Genomic DNA, 17,739 nt, shown 5'->3' on the forward strand with positions numbered 1-17,739 from the left:
CCTGTCAGGGCAGATTCTCGCGCCAGTGTTTGACCCGGACCTGGTCCTTGATGGCGTCGATCACCTCCAGTATCAGGTTGATTAGCGCTTCGTTTTCGGCCTCTTCCTGTTGTTGGCCAGGTTCGGGCAGGAACACGTTGACGATATCTTCAATAAACGCATGGTTAGAAGTGGAGGCCAGGTCTTCGAGAATCTGGTGAATCACATTGGCGACAATGTCACCCACCGCATTCTCCAGTGTGTCCTGGATGGTTGGCCCCACCACTGGCAGGTATTTCAATCGGGATAGCTCCAGATTCTGCTTCAAGGCCTGGTCAACCCGGTTTTCCAGGTAGGCCCTCAATGCGCTGCGATTTGGTACGTAACCCTCCTTGGCTGCCACTGCCACCCGTTCTGAAATCCAGTCTGACAGCATTTCCCGCCGCGGATAAAGAATATCCTGCTGGATACGCTCAAACAGAGGCGAGCCCCGCCGAACTTCTTCCTGAACACCGCTGAGTACTTTCAGGACAATCCGGTCAGACAACTCCTCCATGAATGCTTCGTAGTAGAAATTAACGAACCGGAACAGCCGGGTGTTGGTGAAATCGATGATCTTGTACTGATGCAGCCGGTAGATAATAGAGATCACCCTCAGGATTCTCAGAAACCGGAGGCTGCCAACCGGAATGCAGCCCACCAGATCGTACCAGTGGATGAACGGATAGAAGTACCAGCGGTCATAGACTTTTGCCCTGATTGAATAACCCCAGCGCAGTACAAATTCGCTCAGGAAAATGGCCACGAAGATCAGGTCGTAGAAGATGAAGCGTTCATGAATGGGGTGGTAGGCAGATTGCAGTGCCGGCGCGTAGTCTTTGAGGAGATTCTGCACAGCCACGAAGTTGTAGATGGAATCCCAGATGATGAACGAAAGGTTGACGATCAACAGGCCGAGCATCAGAAAGTCGATCACGAACCAGATCAGCTGATGACTGGATTTCAGGTTTTCGCGGTTTACATGAAGCATCCGTAGGACCTGTCTATGGCTCTATAAGTGTCTGACAGGTTAGCCTATTTCTGGAACGGGTACGAGACTGGCGGTGGCAACGGAAGCGGCGTTATGCTGCTAATCTTAATACGGCGGGCATGGATAGCGCCCCGGTCTTGCGGGTAAACTCTCGCCCCTGTGACAGGGAACACTCACTTTATCTGGTCAGGGCAGCCATCCTTTGATGCGGTTATTCGGGACTCACATTCAAGCAGCAATCAGGTCGGTGATATGGCTGCTGTTATGGCAGGCGAGTTCTGTATTAGCCAACCAGGTTCGGGTGGAGGTCGAGGGGGATTACGACCAATTACAGGAGAACGCGGAAATCCTGCTGGGTGAGGTGCAGGACAGAACCGCTGACGGACTTCGCCGCTATGCCTCCAGCGCCGTCTCTCAGGTGGAAGAAGCAGTCCGGGCTCTGGGTTATTACAACCCGACCATTCGCTGGCAGGTCAATGAACAGGATGAAGCGTCGGCGGAGCTGGTGCTGACCATTATTCCGGGCGAGCCAGTGCGCGTGCGGTCCCGGCGTGTGGATATTCAGGGTCCGGGGGCAGACGATCCCGACCTGGTGCAAGACCTTCCGGAGCGCCCTCGGGAGGGTGACATTCTGAATCATGGTGAATACGACGGTTTACGGCAGTCGATACAGAACCGGGCAGGGCGCCTGGGCTATTTTGATGGTGAGTATGAGACCCGAAAGCTGAAGGTTGACCCGAAAGCCAACGCCGCCGATATCCTGCTTACCTATCGCACCGGTGAACGCTACCAACTGGGTGAAGTCACCTTTCTCGAAGGCCATGGTTTTGAGGAGCAGTTGCTGAGGCAATTTGTGACCACAGAGCCGGGCGAGCCGTTTCATGCTGACAAGGTGGCGCGGCTTAACCGGGATCTGTCCAACAGTGGGTATTTTTCTGGCGTCGACATTGATGCCTCACCTTCCCAGGCCGAGGATCGTGTTATTCCAGTGAATATCGGTCTGACCCCAAGGCCTCCCAGGTCGGTCTCTGCGGGTGTCGGGTTCTCGACCGATGTGGGGCCGCGTTTCCGCGGCAACTGGCGTGAGCACTATATTAACTCCATGGGGCACAAGAGAGGGGCAGATACCGAGCTCTCTGAACTGCGCCAGAGTGTCAGTGGTTGGTACGAACTGCCTCTTGACCCGCCCATGACCGATTCCATCCGCCTGGGCACCGGGTATCAGCGGGAACATGTGGAAGACGTTGAGTCCGAACGCCTGACCTTCGGTCAGCAATGGAACCATCAACTGGACAACGGTTGGATGCAGGTGTTGTCGATGCGCTGGGAAGGCGAGCGCTTTCGCATTGGTGACGGTGAGCGAGGAACCTCCAGCCTGCTTCTGCCGGGTGTGAGCTATTCAAAGCTGCAGGCGGATTCGCCACTGGATCCGTCCCGGGGATTCCGTTTACAGCTGGATGTTACCGGGGCCCACCGGGCTGTGCTTTCAGATGCGGATATTCTGCATGTCAATCTGCTTGCCAAGGGTCTGTACACCTTGGCTGACAACCATCGTTTTCTTGCCCGATTCAACTTCGGCGGTGTTGCCACCAATAATTTTTCCGATGTGCCGCCCTCTCTGCGGTTCTTTGCCGGTGGTGACCAAAGCGTACGAGGGTATGGTTATGAGACGCTTTCACCGGAGGACAGCGATGGTGTGGCCGTTGGCGGTCGATATCTCATTGTGGGGAGTGCTGAGTACCAGTATGAGTTTGCCAGGAACTGGCGTGTGGCCGCCTTTGTGGATGAGGGTAATGCCGTGAACGATGTCTTTGATCCGCTGGCGACCGGTGTTGGGGTGGGGATTCGTTGGGTCAGCCCCGTGGGACCGCTTCGCCTGGATGTTGCCAGGGGTTTGAATGAGGAGCTTGGCGGTGGCTGGCGGATTCACTTTTCCATGGGGCCGGAACTGTGACCGAGGCGCAATCCAGAAATACACAGGCCCCGGATGCCGAACCGGAAACCCGAAAATCCCGGCATTGGTGGTTCTGGCCGCTGGTGATTGTCCTGGTACTGCTGCTGGTGCCCCTGTTGCTGGTGGTTGCAGTTCTGCTGGCCCTGCGCAGTGAGACGGGAACCGCCTGGGTCATTGAACAGGTACCAGGCCTGCGGACGGAAGCTGCCGAGGGCTCGATGCTGGGGCAGTGGCGGGCCGATGGCCTGGTCTGGCAGGGCTATGGTGTTGGCGTTCAGGTGAGCGAACCGGAAATTGACTGGTCACCGTCGTGCCTTTTTGAGCTGACGGTATGTCTGGACACGCTCAAGGCGGCCAGTATCGCGGTTACTGTGCAGGAATCCCCCGACCAGGCTGATCAGCCACGAGGTGATATCCAGTTGCCTTCAGTCAATCTGCCCCTGGGTGTGAATATCCGTGAAGTCCGGCTCGGGGCACTGACGGTAAATGACAACCTGGTCTGGAATCGGGTCGAGCTGGATTCCCGGGCGTCGGGTGCCACCCTGAACATTGACCACCTTCTGTATGAACGCGGTGATATTCTGGTGACCGCCAATGGCCGAGCCGAGATGCGTCGGGACTGGCCATTGAATCTTTCAGTCAACGTTACCTTGCCACCACCGAGCGGAGACGACTGGCAGATTGCCCTGGATCTGTCCGGCAGCGCCCGGGATCTTCGTTTGGCAGGCGCCAGCAGCGGCTACCTCGATGCCCGCCTTGAGGGGGAATTGGATCCGCTTGATGTCGATCTGCCGGCTACCCTGAAGCTTCAGTCGCCGAAATTTTGGCCGCACAGCGCCGTGCCTGAAACCCTGACGCTGGGCCAATGGCGGCTGGAACTCGATGGTAGCCTGGCTCGGGGCTTCGATACCCGAACCCGGGCGATGCTCCCGGCGTCCACCGGGCCAGTGGAGGCGTCAGTTCAGGGTCTGGTGACCCTCCAAGGCGCTTCCGGCGTCGAGGTTACGATGATCGCGCGGGATCGGGAGGGCAATTCCGATGGCCGCTTCGGTGCGAACGGCAAGGTATCCTGGCGTGACGGTATTGATGCCAGCGCAGACATAACCCTGGAGGAGTTTCCCTGGTACGGCCTGATTCCGGGCCTGGAGCCGCCACCGGTTGTGCTGAAACGTCTGGATGGCCAGGTTCAGTATGGTAATGGTCGTTATCAGGCAGCGCTGGATGCTTCAGTGGCGGGGCCCCTGGGTGAAGCCGAACTGACATCCCGGCTGATAGGGGATCTGCAATCGGTGAGCCTTAGCCAGCTGGACATGACCACCGGTGCCGGCGCGCTTTCCGGACAGGCAGAACTGGTGTTTTCCGGGCCGCTGAGCTGGGAGGCGCAGTTTGAGCTCGATCGATTCAATCCGGGCTTTTGGGTGCCGCAACTGGAAGCGCGTTTGAATGGAACGGCGGCTACCCGAGGCCAGTTGCGGGAGGGGGCGCTGCCCGAATTATTCGCAGATCTGGATCTCAGCGGCCAATGGCGGCAGCAGCCGGCACAGGCAAAAGGAACCTTGTCCACCCAGGGGCGAGACTGGGTTGTGCAAAACTTCAACCTGTCCGTCGGGGATAACCGGCTTGAGGGCAGTGGACGGTATGGCGAATCTCTGGCGGGCGACCTGCGCTTTGATCTTGCCGCACCGCAACAACTGTTGGCTGGTCTGGGTGGGGAGGCTGCCGGACGGCTTCGGCTGGCTGGCTCGCCGGAAGCTCCGGAAGCTGAGCTCTCACTGACGGCGGGCAATCTGGCCTGGCAGGATCAATTCCTGGTTACCGAGGCGCAGCTTGAGGCGGGACTTGATAGTGACGGGGTGCTGGACCTTGATCTGTCGGGCACTGAGCTGCGTCTCGCTGGCCAGGAACTCGACAAGGTTGTAGCGTCCCTCAGCGGCACCCGGGAGCGCCACACCCTGGCTTTGCAAGTCGATCATCCTGAAGCTTCGGTTGAGCTGGAATTCGCGGGCGGGCTGGGAGAGAAACTACCGGATTGGCGCGGACAGCTGACCCGGGGTCGGATTTCCGTACCAGAGCCAGGGCAGATCTGGCAGCTGGATACGAGAGCGGATCTCACCTACGTGGCCGGGACTCTTGAACTTGGCAGTCACTGCTGGCGCTGGCAGCAAAGCTCGGTCTGTGCGGCTGACCAGAGACTGTGGCCAGACTCCCGCATTGCTTATGAAGTGCGAGGTTTCCCGGCCAGTGCTTTGGCACCGTTGTTTCCAGAGACTTTTCGGTGGCAATCGACTATAGACGCCGACATTGCCGTAGCACTCACGGATGCGGGTCCTGATGGCACTATCCGGATTGATGCTGGCGCCGGCGAGTTCGGGGTTCTGGTGCTGGACGACTGGCAGCCCATCACTCATGACCAGCTAGTGGTTGAGGCTAATCTTAAACCGGATGAGGCCAATGTCAGCCTGGATTTCAGCGGCCCGGAACTTGGCCAGTTTGACCTGGATCTTGCTGTGGATCCTCTGGCCAGTGACCGCACGGTTGATGGTGAATTCCGGCTCCAGGCCCTTAATCTTGCCTTCCTCTCGGCATTTAACGGTATTGAAGACATTCAGGGGCGGGTTAATGGCAGTGGTCGTTTGAACGGTCCCTTGATGAAGCCTGACGTCACCGGCGAGCTGGTGCTTAGTGAAGGGCGAGTGTTTGATCCTGGCCTTCCCCTGCCACTGGAGGAATTGCTTGTAGTGCTTGAGTTTAGGGGGCAGTCGGCCGATATCAGCGGGCGCTGGAAAAGCAATGATCGCAGTAAGGGCCAGGTCTCCGGGAGCTTGGAGTGGGCACAGTCGCCGCAAGTCGCGATCAACCTGAAAGGCGAACGGCTGCCGGTGACGCTGGAACCTTATGCCCGGTTGGAGGTGGCGCCGGATCTGGATATTGCCTTCAAATCTGGAGAGCTGTCGGTCTCCGGCCGCGTTGAGGTGCCCAGAGGCGAAATCGAAATCCAGAGCGTTCCCCCATCGGCGGTATCGGTTTCCGAGGATGAAGTCATCGTGGGTGTCGAACGGGAAGAACCTGCCATTCGGTCGATGCTGATGGATGTGACGGTGGTGGTCGGTGAGGATGAGGTGTCGTTTGCCGCGTTTGGTGTCACCGGCAACCTCGAAGGCACGTTGCGCATTGGCAACAACATGGATACGCGGGGTGCGCTGCAGTTAGTGAATGGTCGCTATGAAGCCTTTGGCCAGGAACTGGACCTGCGCCGGGCACGGATTCTCTTTGTAGGTGCGCTGACCCGACCCTATTTGGACATTGAGGCAGTCCGTGAAGTTGATACGGTGGTTGCCGGGATCCGGTTGTCCGGCCCGGTGGATGAGCCGGAAACGGAAGTGTTCTCGGAACCGTCGATGCCGCAGAGTGATGCCTTGTCGTACGTTATTCTTGGCCGTCCGCCCCGGGGCCAGGGGGATGAGGGGCAGATGAGCCGGGCTGCGTTGTCACTGGGTCTTACCCAGGCCAGCAAGATCACACAAGGTATTGGAAACGAGCTGGGTATCCGTAACCTGACATTGGAGGCGGAGGGTTCAGGGGAGCAGGCCTCCGTGGTGGCGAGCGGCTATATCACAGACGAACTAAGCCTCCGTTATGGTGTTGGCATATTTGAACCCATTACCACGGTAGCCCTGCGCTACGATTTGGGCCGCTACTTCTATCTGGAGGCCGCCAGTGGTCTGGCGGCCTCACTGGATATTTTCTATACACGGAACTTCTGAGTGGCCAGGTCAGTCCAGCTCGAAGGTGGCGCTGACGGTGGCCTGGATTTCCCTGGGGCCCACGCTTGAAACGGCGTCACCGACCATTTTCGATTCCGCTTGCATCATCGGTACCGGACGATGGCCGCCATTCACATTCAGACTGACCACTTCGCCACAACGTTGCTCGAGTTGCTTGGCGACAAACTCGCAGCGGCTTCTGGCATCGGCGATGGCCCTTGCCAGAGCCTCGCGTTCCAGCCCCTGCTCGTCTGAGTGGAAAAACTGGTGGCTGCCAAGATGATATTGCAGCCCCAGCTTGTTGGCTTCACCAATCAACGGATTCAGCAGATCCAGATCGTTGATCGAGAAGCTGACGGTCTGGCTTGCCACCGATACTCGCTTCGGATCCTGGCCTTGTTCCCGTACAGGAAGCATGCGAGTGTAAACGCTGAGATCGGCATCAGAATAGTCGTCCAGCTCATTACGATAGGCCGCAATGGCCTGGCGCCACTCGTCCATGGTGTCGGACACCTGTTCAGAGGCCTTTGCGGCATCCGGGTGCTCGGCCGTGACCGAGAACTGTAGTCTGGCGCTGTCTGGTTCGTAACGAACAATACCTTCGCCACTCAGGCTCACTTCTCCGGCACTGGCTGCCGCGGGTATTACGGTGACGGCGGCGGCGAGCGCAAGTGGCAGTCGACGTTTGATCATGGTCATTCTCCTTATGAGTGGAACTCCTGGCCTTCCCGGTTATCCAGTCGTTCCAGTTTCCGGGCCCGGGCAGCGTGCACAAAGTGGCTGAAGATGCGACGGTGCCCGGTGTGGTAAAGCAGGTATTCGGGGTGCCATTGCACTCCCATCAACCATTGTCGGCCGGTGTTTTCGATGGCCTGCACAAACAGGTCGTTGTCCACGGCCGTCACTCTGAGATTCTGTCCAAGGCGCTTGATGGCCTGGCTGTGAATGCGGTTGGCGCCAATCACGTGGCTGTACATCAGGCCTCCCAGACGGCTGTCCCGGACCAGGCGAACCGTTTGGAGGGGTAATAACAAAGGTCGATGTCGGGTATGTACCCGCAACGGGGTAACGTTCTGGCACAGGGACCCGCCGTGAAAGACGTTGATAAACTGTGCACCGCGGCAGATACCCAGCACCGGAATGTTAATCGCCTCCGCCTGGCGGAGAAGCTCGGTGTCGGTAGCATCCCGTTTCAGGTCATACCTGGCCGTCACCTGGGGTTGTTGACCATAGCGGCCCGGATGCACGTGGGTGCCGCCCGAGAGTACCAGCCCGTCCAGTAGTTCGACGTTGGTACGGTCGCCCGGGCGGATGTAGTGTGTTCTGGCGCCATGCAGGCGCAGGCCCAGGCTGATCAGCCGATGGGCCATACTTCGCCGGGCCGGGCCACTGATGCCGATGGTGAGGCCGGGGATGTCCGTTTCGCTTTCCCAGTCAGACATAACCGTGCTGATGCAGCCATTCATCGGTGGTCTCACGCCAGGAGCGGGTGAGATTGCGGAAGCTGAACTTCCGGGAGTCGTGGAATTCGCCCCGCAGGGCATCAAGATCCTGACGGTTGTTGGCAAGCTGCTCCAGCACTACCCAATCGTTCCAGACTGTGGAGAAGTGCCAATTGGGATTGTCGATATCACAATCCGGCAGCCGGTAGTGCAGAGTAGGACGACTTTTGATCCTGGGGTCCTGAACGTATTCGGACAACAGCGATTCGTTCAGATGAGCGAACAGTGGCAGAAGATCCAATGCCTTGTTCCGGGTAGGGTTGTAGTGCAGATAGTCCCTCATCAGTGTGTCCAGGTCAGGACGGTAATCGTCCGCCATCAGCTTGTCTGTGTAGCGGCTGCTCCAGGGCTCGATGTAGGTGGTGAACTTCCGGCTGATATCCAGCTGATGCCGGGACTTGAGCCAGTCATACAGCAGTGCGAACGCCTGCAGGTAACGTACCAGGGTCTCTGGTTCAAGATCGGGCAGTTCCGGGTTAAGTTGAAGCCCGAACGCAAAATAGATGGCCTCCCGGCTGCCTTCAGCACCCAGGTCTCGCAGTTCGTCTACCAGATTTTCGATCATGCCCAGAGCCGACATTGCGAGCGGTGGCCCCACAATCTCTAACGGCACAATCTTCTCGGCGGCAAAATCAATGACGTCCATGGCGTGGTTGCCGAGTTCCCGAATGGATTCCGGGAGCCGCTCGTCGGCAAGATCCAGGTCTTTGATAGGATCAGAGTCCAGCTCAATGGTGAATGCTCCGGCGTCCGTATCCAGTCGGGTGACATAACGGGATGTCAGCTCCGGCTCGCCCCCAAGCAATCGGGCGGCATGCTGGACCAGGGCCTCGTAGGTCAGGCCGGACAGTTCAATCTCAACCCCGACTTTTCGTTCCTGGCCGTCCCGGTTTGTCGTTTGTTCCGGCATCTTGCAGCGGTCGTGTGCGGTCATGGTTGTGTGTGGCTTCCCTGTGTCTGGTTTGCGTCACCATAACATACAGGCTGTTGGTCGCCCGTTACAGGAAGGAAACGAAACGTAGAGGGCTTTACACTGGATAAAACACTGTATATAGTCAGTTCACTGTATAAAAAAACAGGATCGAAATTCCGGAGCCCGACTGATGAAACTGACCGCAAGACAATCCCAGGTGCTGGACATTATCCGACGTTACGTGGATGAAACCGGCTACCCGCCCACCAGGGCTGAAATTGCCGCAGAGCTGGGATTCCGTTCCGCCAACGCGGCGGAAGAACATCTGAGGGCTCTGGCAAGGAAGGGCGCCATAGAGATGGTCCCGGGGGCCAGCCGGGGCATTCGCTTGCCGGAGGCCGAAGAGGATCTGGGCCTCCCTGTCATCGGGCAGGTTGCCGCCGGCAGCCCGATTCTGGCGCAGGAACATATTGAAGATCACTGCACGCTGCAGCCGGGCTTCTTCTCTCCTTCAGCAGATTACCTTTTGCGGGTACGGGGGATGAGCATGAAAGACATCGGGATTCTGGATGGTGACTTACTGGCGGTGCACAGTACCCAGGATGTCCATAACGGTCAGATTGTTGTCGCTCGTGTCGGAGAGGAGGTCACCGTCAAGCGTTTCCGCAGGGAAGGCAACAAGGTCTGGCTGATTGCAGAGAATGAGGAGTTTGCTCCGATTGAAGTCGATCTCGCGGAGCAGGAATTGTTTATTGAAGGTCTCGGCGTAGGCGTTATCCGCCGCTCCGATCTTCACTGAATACCGTATTCGGCAGCGCATGGCGCAGGTAGGTGAGTAATGGAACAGTTGAGCTTCACTCAGAACATGGCATTTCAGCCGGCAGCTGTTGTTGCGGCTGGCGCGGTTTCCTCTGGCCAAAGGGCACCGGCGGCCAGGGCAGCAGCGTCCGGTTCGGAGCGACGTTCAGCGTCTGGCTTCGGTGGCAATGTTACCGAGATTATTCTTCCGGAGGAGCAGGTGGAGAATTTCCAGTTGCTGCTGCCAATGCTCACACAACTCAACCAGGAGAAACGTTGGCTGGCGTGGATTGATCCTCCCCAGTCCCTGGTGGCCAAGTGGCAGAAAATGCACGGCATTGTGGCCAGTGAGATTCTTGTGTTGCGGTCAACGGCAGAATTCCCGGCACAAGAGTTGGCTGAGCGAGCGCTGGGCGCAGGCACCTGCCATGCCGTTGTGCTCTGGACTCACAAGCTGGGCCGTGCAGCGCTGGAAACCTTGCAAAAGGCATCTGCCAAGGGTAATAGCCACGGTGTGGTGTTGCGCCAGAGATAACGGGTGCTCAATGCAAGGTGTAGTGGGGCTGATTGTCGGCGAACTCGCCTTCGTCCTCTTCCCAGTCAATGTCGTGGCTGATGTTGCCAGCGGCCTCGATGCCAGCGGCAATCATCGCCTTGGCGACGTTCATGTCCCGGTCTTCCAGCATTTCTCTGGCCTCGTCAGAGAATGAGATGCGCACAAGTGGAGCTGCGTCGTCATCAATCCGGCGAAGCGCGTAGTCGCCGTCGGCGAGTTGTACAATTTCAAAAAACGAAGGTGACATTCATTCAACCTATATCTGCTGTCAGCGTATGTTAATGGATTGGCTCCGGCAGGCGGATTACCACTCGCTGTGTTGCTCGTCTATCTCTCTGGTCAATACGGTCATGGCAGCCAGTATCTTGTTCAGAGCCTGAATGGACCGATCTGGCCCCTGATCCGCCGAAACCGCAATGATGTTTTCTTCCGTCACGGTTTTCCGTGTCTTGGGCGGTTCTCCAGCGGCAGCCTCCAACTGATTCAGCTGTTGCCACCAGCTGCCTGGTGTTTCAGCCAGTTCCTTCAACATCCCGCCTTCCGCAATCGCATAGGGAAACAGCGCCTCCAGCTCGTCAATGGAGGCCGGTCTGTCGACCTTGTTCTGGTGACATCGGGCAATCATTACCAGCAGGAGTCCGCGAGCCCGCAGCAACAACTCAATGGCACCTTGCAGTTGGGCTTCTCGTTCTGGCGCAGTCGCCGCTTCGTCTTGTTCAACCCGGACTAGTAACGTTTTGGCCAGAAACAGCTTTTGCGAAACCAGGGTGTGCCATTGTGATGCCATGAGGAAACCTGCGAACGAAAAACCAGAGAAACAGGGCCGGTAAAACTTTGGGAGTTTATCATTTTTGGCTGTTTATTTCTCGCTCTATCCGCTTTGTGGAAATGCTCTTGTCACAAGAAACTACAAACAACCACTTGAAACGGGCGTTTGAAACTGGCACAAAGAGCGTCAAATTGGGTGAGTATTGACCACTCATGTGACTCACGCTGGAGGTTGAGGATGCGAAACCGATTTATTGCTGCCATCGCAGTTGCTGTTATGGGGGCGTCCAGTCCGCTGCTGGCAAAGGTAACACAGGCTGAAGCCGCGCGCCTGAACAATGAGCTGACACCGGTTGGTGCCGAGCGCGCGGGCAACGCGGCGGGCACCATTCCAGCCTGGGATGGCGGGCTTGCCACGCCACCGGCGAATTGGCGCGAGGGGTCTGTAGAAATCAATCCGTTCCCTGGCGATGACGCCCTGTATGTGGTGACGGGGGATAACCTTGATCTTTACCGGGATAAGTTGTCGGACGGCCACATCCGGATGCTGGAGCAATATGGCCCGGCATTTTTCATGCCGGTGTATGAAACCCGTCGGACAGCGGCGTTTCCCGAACATGTATACGAGAAGTTTCGCCAGAATGCCCTGACCGCCGAGCTGCTGGATAATGGAAACGGGGTAAGAGACACCATCATGACCAGCCCGTTCCCCATTCCACAGAATGGTCTGGAAGCGATCTGGAACCACATTCTCCGGTATCGTGGTGAGGAAGTGTCCTTCCGTAGTGCTTCAGCCACCCCTCAGGAAGACGGTTCCTTCAACCCGGTGGTCAATCACTATGATTATTTCTTCGCGTACAGTCAGGTAGGCGCGGATCTTGCCGATATCGACAACAAGATCTTCTACCTGAAAACCGAGACGATCGCCCCAACCACGCTGGCGGGCACCATCACCCTGGTGCACGAGACTCTGGATCAGGTTCGTTCACCTCGCCTTGCATGGCGTTATGACGCCGGCTCCCGACGCCTGCGCCGGTCTCCGAACCTGGCCTACGAGACAGACCTGCCGAATTCGTCCTCTCTGCGTTCGGTAGACCAAAAAGATATGTATAACGGCGCTCCAAACCAGTATGACTGGGAACTCAAAGGTAAACGGGAGCTGCTGGTTCCCTACAACGGATACAAGCTTCACGATTCCAGTGTTCGCCCTGAGGACGTCATCCGCCCCAACCACATCAACCAGAGTCTTGCTCGCTATGAGCTGCATCGGGTGTGGGTGGTAGAGGCCAAGCGTCGTACCGGTATCGGCCACATTTATGAGCGCCGTGTGTTCTACATTGACGAAGATAGCTGGCAGATTCTGGTTTCTGAGGAGTACAACGAGAAGGGCGAGCTATGGCGCGTTTCCGAGGCTCACAATATCAGTTACTACAGCGAGCCGGTCTTCTGGACCACCATGGAAATGACGTATGATCTGAAGGCAAACCGTTATTACATTGATGGTCTGGACAATGGTTACCCCGCCTATGATTTCGCGCCGGGGTATCGTGGTAACGAGTTTACCGCCTCTGCGGCCCGTCGCGCTGCACGGCGTTAACCGTCCGCTTGCGGGGCGCCATCGTTTCCGGTGGCGCCCTTTCGTTGGCCAGTCTGTCCCGCAGACCCCGGAGATTGCCAATGGCCAACCCTGAAAACCTCCTTTCCGATCTGGATCAGCTTCAAAACGAATTAACCCTGGCCCTGGACAACCAGGATTGGGAACGCTTGGGCCAGCTTAATGCCCGGGTCCGACCGACGGTGGAACCGTTGATGGCTGAACTCGAGCAGGGCCGAATTGATGCCGCACTGGTGCGAGAGCGACTGGAAGCGCTGAATCGTTTTGTGGCCGAGGCTGATGCTGCCGCTGTGAAGGCCCGCGACGAGGCGAAAGCCTCGTTGAAGGGGGTCAGCCAGAACCGTAACGCCGCCAAAACCTATCAGAACGTCTCCTCGAATCGTCAAAGATAGCGTCATAAAATTGACTCGGGCCGGCATACGGTCTTAAATACCGCACAAATCCATGAAGAGATTCCTGTGAATGTCCAAAAATAACAAAGTGCTGGTGCTGAGTGAGGATGAAACCAGGCGGCGAGATCTGGTCACCATTCTGGAGTTTGTCGGTGAAGAGCAGGTGATTTCCGGCGACGAGGCTTTGGCGCTTTTGGCGAGTGACGATGATCAGGCCTGGGATAGTGTTTCAGTGGCGGTCGTCAACGGCACCGAATCCGGCGCCTGTTCCGCCATAGAGCAGGTATGCCGAGCCATGACCGGTGTGCCAGTGTTGCTGGTTGGCGACCCTGAGCTCAAGGGTTTGTCAGAGGACGATGCGGCACGAGTGATTGCACGGATGGAATGGCCGCTGAACTACACCAAGTTCGTGGATTCCCTGTACCGCGCACAGATCTATCGTGACCAGTTCAGCCGCAACCAGCAGCGCGGCCAGCAGCGTGGTGTGCAGCTGTTCCGCAGCCTGGTGGGAACCAGTCGTAAAGTCCAGCAAGTGCGCCAGTTGATGGAGCAGGTGGCCGACAAGGATGTGAGCGTGCTGATTACCGGAGAGTCCGGTACTGGGAAGGAAGTGGTTGCTCGCAATCTGCATTACCATTCTTCCCGCCGCGATAAGCCCTTTGTGCCGGTGAACTGTGGTGCTATTCCGGCAGAGCTGCTGGAAAGCGAGCTCTTTGGCCATGAGAAAGGCGCGTTTACCGGTGCCATTACGGCGAGGGTAGGGCGCTTTGAGATGGCGGAAGGCGGCACCTTGTTCCTGGATGAAATTGGCGATATGCCCCTGAACATGCAGGTGAAGATACTGCGGGTTCTGCAAGAGCGCACCTTTGAAAAAGTGGGCAGTAACCGCACCCAGACCGCTGACGTACGGGTGATTGCGGCGACCCACAAGCATCTTGAGGACATGATTGAATCCGGTGATTTTCGGGAGGATCTGTACTACCGGCTGAACGTGTTCCCCATCGAAATGCCGGCACTCCGGGAGCGAGTCGAAGACATTCCACTGTTGATCAACGAGCTGATTTCCCGGATGGAAAAAGAGAAGCGTGGTTCATTGCGGATGAACTCGGCGGCCATCATGAGCCTGTGTCGTCATGATTGGCCGGGCAATGTCCGTGAGCTGGCGAACCTGGTGGAGCGTCTTGCCATCATGCATCCCTATGGCGTGATCGGAGTGCAGGAATTGCCGAAGAAGTTCCGCTATGTGGATGATTACGATGAGAATCGCCCGGTAGAGGATTCCGGTATGCCCTCTTCCATACCAGGGCTGGTGGGGCTGGATGCGCCAGCGTTGCTGCCGGTGAACGGCATTGATCTGAAGGATTATCTCTCCAATCTCGAAAAGCAATTGATTCAGCAGGCTCTCGATGAAGCCAGCGGCGTAGTCGCCCGCGCCGCCGAGAAGCTACGGATACGGCGCACGACGCTGGTGGAGAAAGTGCGAAAGTATGGTCTGAGGGACGACTCAGAAGAAGCCTGATGACACCGGGGTGGCCGGTAAAAGGTGGCGTCAAAGGTTTGTAACCTGCGACGCCATTGTTGTTTCTGGCCGACGGTAATTCGTCACCCCGGGTATCGTTGATTTCGTTACTATCTGAAAATAAACAATAAATACTAATTGGCACGCTGTTAGCTTTAACCTTTCCGAACAAAAGTATTGATGGCCCCGCCGGGCCTGTCAGGGGGAAAGGTTATGAGCCACGCACATGTCGTTATGGAGTCCCGCCACCAGCCGGATGCCAACGCTGCGGCTGATGTCAACGACAAGGTGACAGCACTGTTTCCACAGCAGGACGATGAGGCTGTAGATTCTGCGCTGGAACTGTTCAATCGCATGTCTCGTCAGATTACCGATTCCTATCGCACACTCGAGTCTCGGGTGAACCAGCTGTCCGGTGAGCTGTCTTATGAATCGCGACAGCGCCAGCAGGAGCTGGAGCAGAAAGAGCAGCTGGCAGATCGCCTGTCTACCTTGCTCAATGCTTTGCCTGCGGGCGTGGTGGTGCTGGACAAACATGGTACTGTCAGCCAGAGCAACCCGGCCGCCATTGCCTTGCTGGGCGAGCCGCTGGAGGGCGAGCGCTGGATTGACGTAATCCGCCGCTGTTTCGCACCCCGTAACGATGATGGCCATGAGGTGTCCCTGAAGGATGGTCGCCGGGTCAGCATTGAGATCCGTACCATGGAGAATCAGCCGGGTCAGTTGATCCTGCTGACCGATCTGACTGAAACGCGCCAGCTCCAGTCGCAACTGGCTCATGCCCAGCGCCTCTCTGCCATGGGCAAGATGGTTGCCTCCCTGGCCCACCAGATTCGCACACCGCTGTCTGCTGCCATTCTCTATGGTGGCCATCTGAGCCAGCCGGATCTCGATGAGGAGCTACGTCAACGTTGCGCCTCCCGGCTGATGTCCCGCCTCACCCATCTGGAACAGCAGGTTCGCGACATGTTGATCTTCGCCCGGGGCGAAACCCGACTGGCGGAAGAGCTGGATTCGTCGCGCCTGGTGGAGGCGCTGGAGTCTGCTGTGGATGGGCTCAAGCTTGCGCCAGGTGTGCAGGTGGCCCTGGACAACCAGGTGCAGACGCCTTGCCGGCTGATGTGCAATCGCGATGCCCTGGTCGGCGCCTGTACCAATCTTGTGAATAACAGTCTGGAGGCGGGGGCCGCCGACGTTTCAATCGTTGTTTCCGCCACCTCCGGCCGCCTGGAGATCCGGGTTTCCGATAATGGGCCCGGGTTCGAGCCTGGTGAGGCAGGTCGGATTATGGAAGCCTTCTACACCACCAAGTCCCATGGCACCGGCCTCGGGCTGGCCGTGGTGCAGGCTGTGGTCAAGGCCCATCAGGGCGAGTTTTCGATTTCATCCCCCGGACAGCAAGGTGCCGACGCGATAGTTCGGCTGCCGATTCTGACAGCCCGGTTTTAAAGAACAGGTTGGAGGTGCATAACATGGCAAAGGCCCAGATTCTGATTGTGGAAGATGACCACGACCTGCGCGAAGCTTTGGTAACGACGCTGGAACTGGCGAAATTCCAGGTGCGGGAAGCGGCCAGCGCTGAAGATGCGCTGGCAAGCCTGGCCCGGGCGCCGGTCGATATGGTGGTCAGCGATGTCAATATGCCCGGCATGTCCGGCCATGAGTTGTTGGCGGAAGTTCAGCGCTTGTATCCGGGGCTGCCCATGATGCTGATTACCGCGTACGGCCAGATCAGCCACGCGGTGTCTGCCATGCAATCTGGTGCCATCGATTATCTGGTCAAGCCGTTTGAGCCTCAGGTTCTGGTGGAAGCGGTCAGTCGGGTCGTGGGCGGAAGCCGCCAAAAGTCTGGCGATGAGCCGGTGGCTGAGGATCCGGTCAGCAAACGCATGTTCCAGTTGGCCGCGAAAGTGGCGGCCAGTGATTCCACAGTGATGATTTCCGGTGAGAGTGGTACCGGTAAAGAAGTGTTGGCCCGCTATATCCATCAGCAGTCACCCCGAGCGGATTTGCCGTTTGTCGCGATCAACTGTGCCGCTATTCCGGAGAATATGCTGGAAGCCATTCTGTTCGGTCACGAGAAAGGTGCATTCACGGGTGCCGTTGCAGCCTCCCCAGGTAAATTCGAGCAGGCCAATGGCGGAACCATCCTGCTGGACGAGATTTCCGAAATGGATCTTGGTTTGCAGTCCAAGCTGCTGCGAGTGTTGCAGGAGCGGGAAGTGGAGCGCGTCGGTGGTCGCAAGACCATTCAGCTGGATGTTCGTGTGCTGGCGACCACAAACCGTGATCTGGCGGACTACGTGCGCGAGGGCAAGTTCCGCGAAGACCTTTATTATCGATTGACGGTGTTCCCGATGCGGTGGCAGCCCCTGCGGGAGCGGCCGCTGGATATTCTGCCCCTTGCCCGTTCACTGTTGAAAAAGCATTGCCGCAAGATGAAGCTGACCGGCATCACCCTGGCCGAGGATGCCCGTAAGGCACTGATGGCTCATGCCTGGCCGGGTAATGTCCGGGAACTGGACAATGCCATTCAGCGGGCGCTGGTGTTGCATCAGGGTAATGTAATCCACGCCGGCGATCTTTGTCTGGAGCTTGGGATTACCGGTGCCGCTGACTTTGGTGCTCCCGCCGAGCCGGCCATTTCCGCCAGATCCATTGAGGTCCCAGCGGCCGACTTGCCAGACCCCGAGGCGGGGCTGGAAGCGGATTCAGCGGCTGATGAGGCGATTGGCTCACTGGGAGATGATCTGCGCCAACAGGAGTTCCGTATTATTATCCAGACCCTCAAGAAAGAGCGTGGCAGGCGCAACCGGGCAGCGGAGCAGTTGGGCATCAGCCCGCGAACGCTTCGTTACAAACTGGCCCAGATGCGAGATGCCGGTATCGATCTTGATGCGGAGCTGGCCATGGCCTGAGTCAGGGCCTTTGTTGTCGACCTTATACTCC

Annotated in this window: 15 protein-coding genes; 9 read left to right on the forward strand and 6 right to left on the reverse strand. The window is 57.7% G+C overall.

Annotated features, from left to right (window positions below):
- Positions 1-4 precede the first annotated feature (4 nt).
- A complete protein-coding gene (locus tag Q674_RS37845; protein ID WP_023009848.1) occupies positions 5-1,009 on the reverse strand; it encodes a hypothetical protein in 1,005 nt (334 codons plus the stop codon).
- A gap of 205 nt (positions 1,010-1,214) precedes the next feature.
- Between Q674_RS37845 and Q674_RS37850 the strand changes: the two genes are divergently transcribed.
- Together Q674_RS37850 and Q674_RS37855 are read left to right on the forward strand one after the other, a co-directional pair.
- Positions 1,215-2,963: an autotransporter assembly complex protein TamA gene (locus tag Q674_RS37850; protein ID WP_023009849.1), complete on the forward strand. Its 1,749-nt coding sequence runs from the start codon at positions 1,215-1,217 to the stop codon at positions 2,961-2,963.
- Entirely contained in the window at positions 2,960-6,727 is a 3,768-nt protein-coding gene (locus tag Q674_RS37855) for a translocation/assembly module TamB domain-containing protein (RefSeq protein ID WP_023009850.1), read from the forward strand. The genes Q674_RS37850 and Q674_RS37855 overlap by 4 nt, the downstream gene beginning before the upstream one ends.
- Positions 6,728-6,736: 9 nt before the next feature.
- Here the strand turns inward: Q674_RS37855 and Q674_RS37860 are convergent, their stop codons facing one another.
- Genes Q674_RS37860 through Q674_RS37870 form a run of 3 tightly spaced genes read right to left on the reverse strand, consistent with a single transcriptional unit; the run spans position 6,737 to position 9,163 of the window.
- Positions 6,737-7,420 (reverse strand): SIMPL domain-containing protein, encoded by a 684-nt coding sequence (locus Q674_RS37860; protein WP_023009851.1) that lies wholly within the window; start codon positions 7,418-7,420, stop codon positions 6,737-6,739.
- Between the two features lie 11 nt (positions 7,421-7,431).
- The gene (locus Q674_RS37865) at positions 7,432-8,169 is read right to left on the reverse strand and encodes a gamma-glutamyl-gamma-aminobutyrate hydrolase family protein (protein ID WP_031210454.1); all 738 of its coding nucleotides are present in this window, start codon (positions 8,167-8,169) and stop codon (positions 7,432-7,434) included.
- The gene (locus Q674_RS37870; RefSeq protein WP_022991632.1) at positions 8,162-9,163 is read right to left on the reverse strand and encodes an amidoligase family protein; all 1,002 of its coding nucleotides are present in this window, start codon (positions 9,161-9,163) and stop codon (positions 8,162-8,164) included. Before Q674_RS37870 ends, Q674_RS37865 begins: the two co-directional genes overlap by 8 nt.
- 166 nt (positions 9,164-9,329) lie before the next feature.
- On the opposite strand from Q674_RS37870, the gene lexA reads away from it, so the two are divergent.
- Positions 9,330-9,941 carry a transcriptional repressor LexA gene (gene lexA, locus Q674_RS0121015; protein WP_031210455.1) on the forward strand — a complete coding sequence of 204 codons (612 nt, stop codon included), beginning with the start codon at positions 9,330-9,332 and terminating at the stop codon, positions 9,939-9,941.
- Positions 9,942-9,980: 39 nt separating this feature from the next.
- Entirely contained in the window at positions 9,981-10,475 is a 495-nt protein-coding gene (locus Q674_RS37875) for a cell division inhibitor SulA (RefSeq protein WP_014421027.1), read from the forward strand.
- Between the two features lie 7 nt (positions 10,476-10,482).
- Here Q674_RS37875 and Q674_RS37880 read toward each other — a convergent pair whose 3' ends face one another.
- Together Q674_RS37880 and Q674_RS37885 are read right to left on the reverse strand one after the other, a co-directional pair.
- Positions 10,483-10,743 (reverse strand): hypothetical protein, encoded by a 261-nt coding sequence (locus Q674_RS37880; RefSeq protein WP_011785479.1) that lies wholly within the window; start codon positions 10,741-10,743, stop codon positions 10,483-10,485.
- 57 nt (positions 10,744-10,800) lie between these two features.
- A complete protein-coding gene (locus Q674_RS37885; protein WP_022991631.1) occupies positions 10,801-11,283 on the reverse strand; it encodes a DUF6586 family protein in 483 nt (160 codons plus the stop codon).
- A gap of 219 nt (positions 11,284-11,502) precedes the next feature.
- Here Q674_RS37885 and Q674_RS37890 point away from each other — a divergent pair, with 219 nt between their 5' ends.
- The 5 genes from Q674_RS37890 (at position 11,503) to Q674_RS37910 (ending at position 17,708) form a co-directional block, all read left to right on the forward strand.
- Entirely contained in the window at positions 11,503-12,861 is a 1,359-nt protein-coding gene (locus Q674_RS37890) for a DUF1329 domain-containing protein (RefSeq protein ID WP_023009852.1), read from the forward strand.
- A gap of 80 nt (positions 12,862-12,941) precedes the next feature.
- Complete coding sequence (locus Q674_RS37895; protein ID WP_023009853.1) at positions 12,942-13,271, forward strand: hypothetical protein; 330 nt, start codon at positions 12,942-12,944, stop codon at positions 13,269-13,271.
- A gap of 70 nt (positions 13,272-13,341) precedes the next feature.
- A complete protein-coding gene (locus tag Q674_RS37900; protein WP_011785475.1) occupies positions 13,342-14,790 on the forward strand; it encodes a sigma-54 dependent transcriptional regulator in 1,449 nt (482 codons plus the stop codon).
- 213 nt (positions 14,791-15,003) lie between these two features.
- On the forward strand, positions 15,004-16,239 hold the full coding sequence (locus tag Q674_RS37905; protein ID WP_023009854.1) for a sensor histidine kinase: 1,236 nt from the start codon (positions 15,004-15,006) through the stop codon (positions 16,237-16,239).
- 23 nt (positions 16,240-16,262) lie between these two features.
- Positions 16,263-17,708, forward strand: a complete 1,446-nt coding sequence (locus Q674_RS37910; RefSeq protein ID WP_023009855.1) for a sigma-54-dependent transcriptional regulator — start codon at positions 16,263-16,265, stop codon at positions 17,706-17,708.
- Positions 17,709-17,739: the final 31 nt, after the last annotated feature.

The organism is Marinobacter sp. EVN1 (genome assembly GCF_000475375.1).
Lineage (GTDB): Bacteria > Pseudomonadota > Gammaproteobacteria > Pseudomonadales > Oleiphilaceae > Marinobacter > Marinobacter nauticus.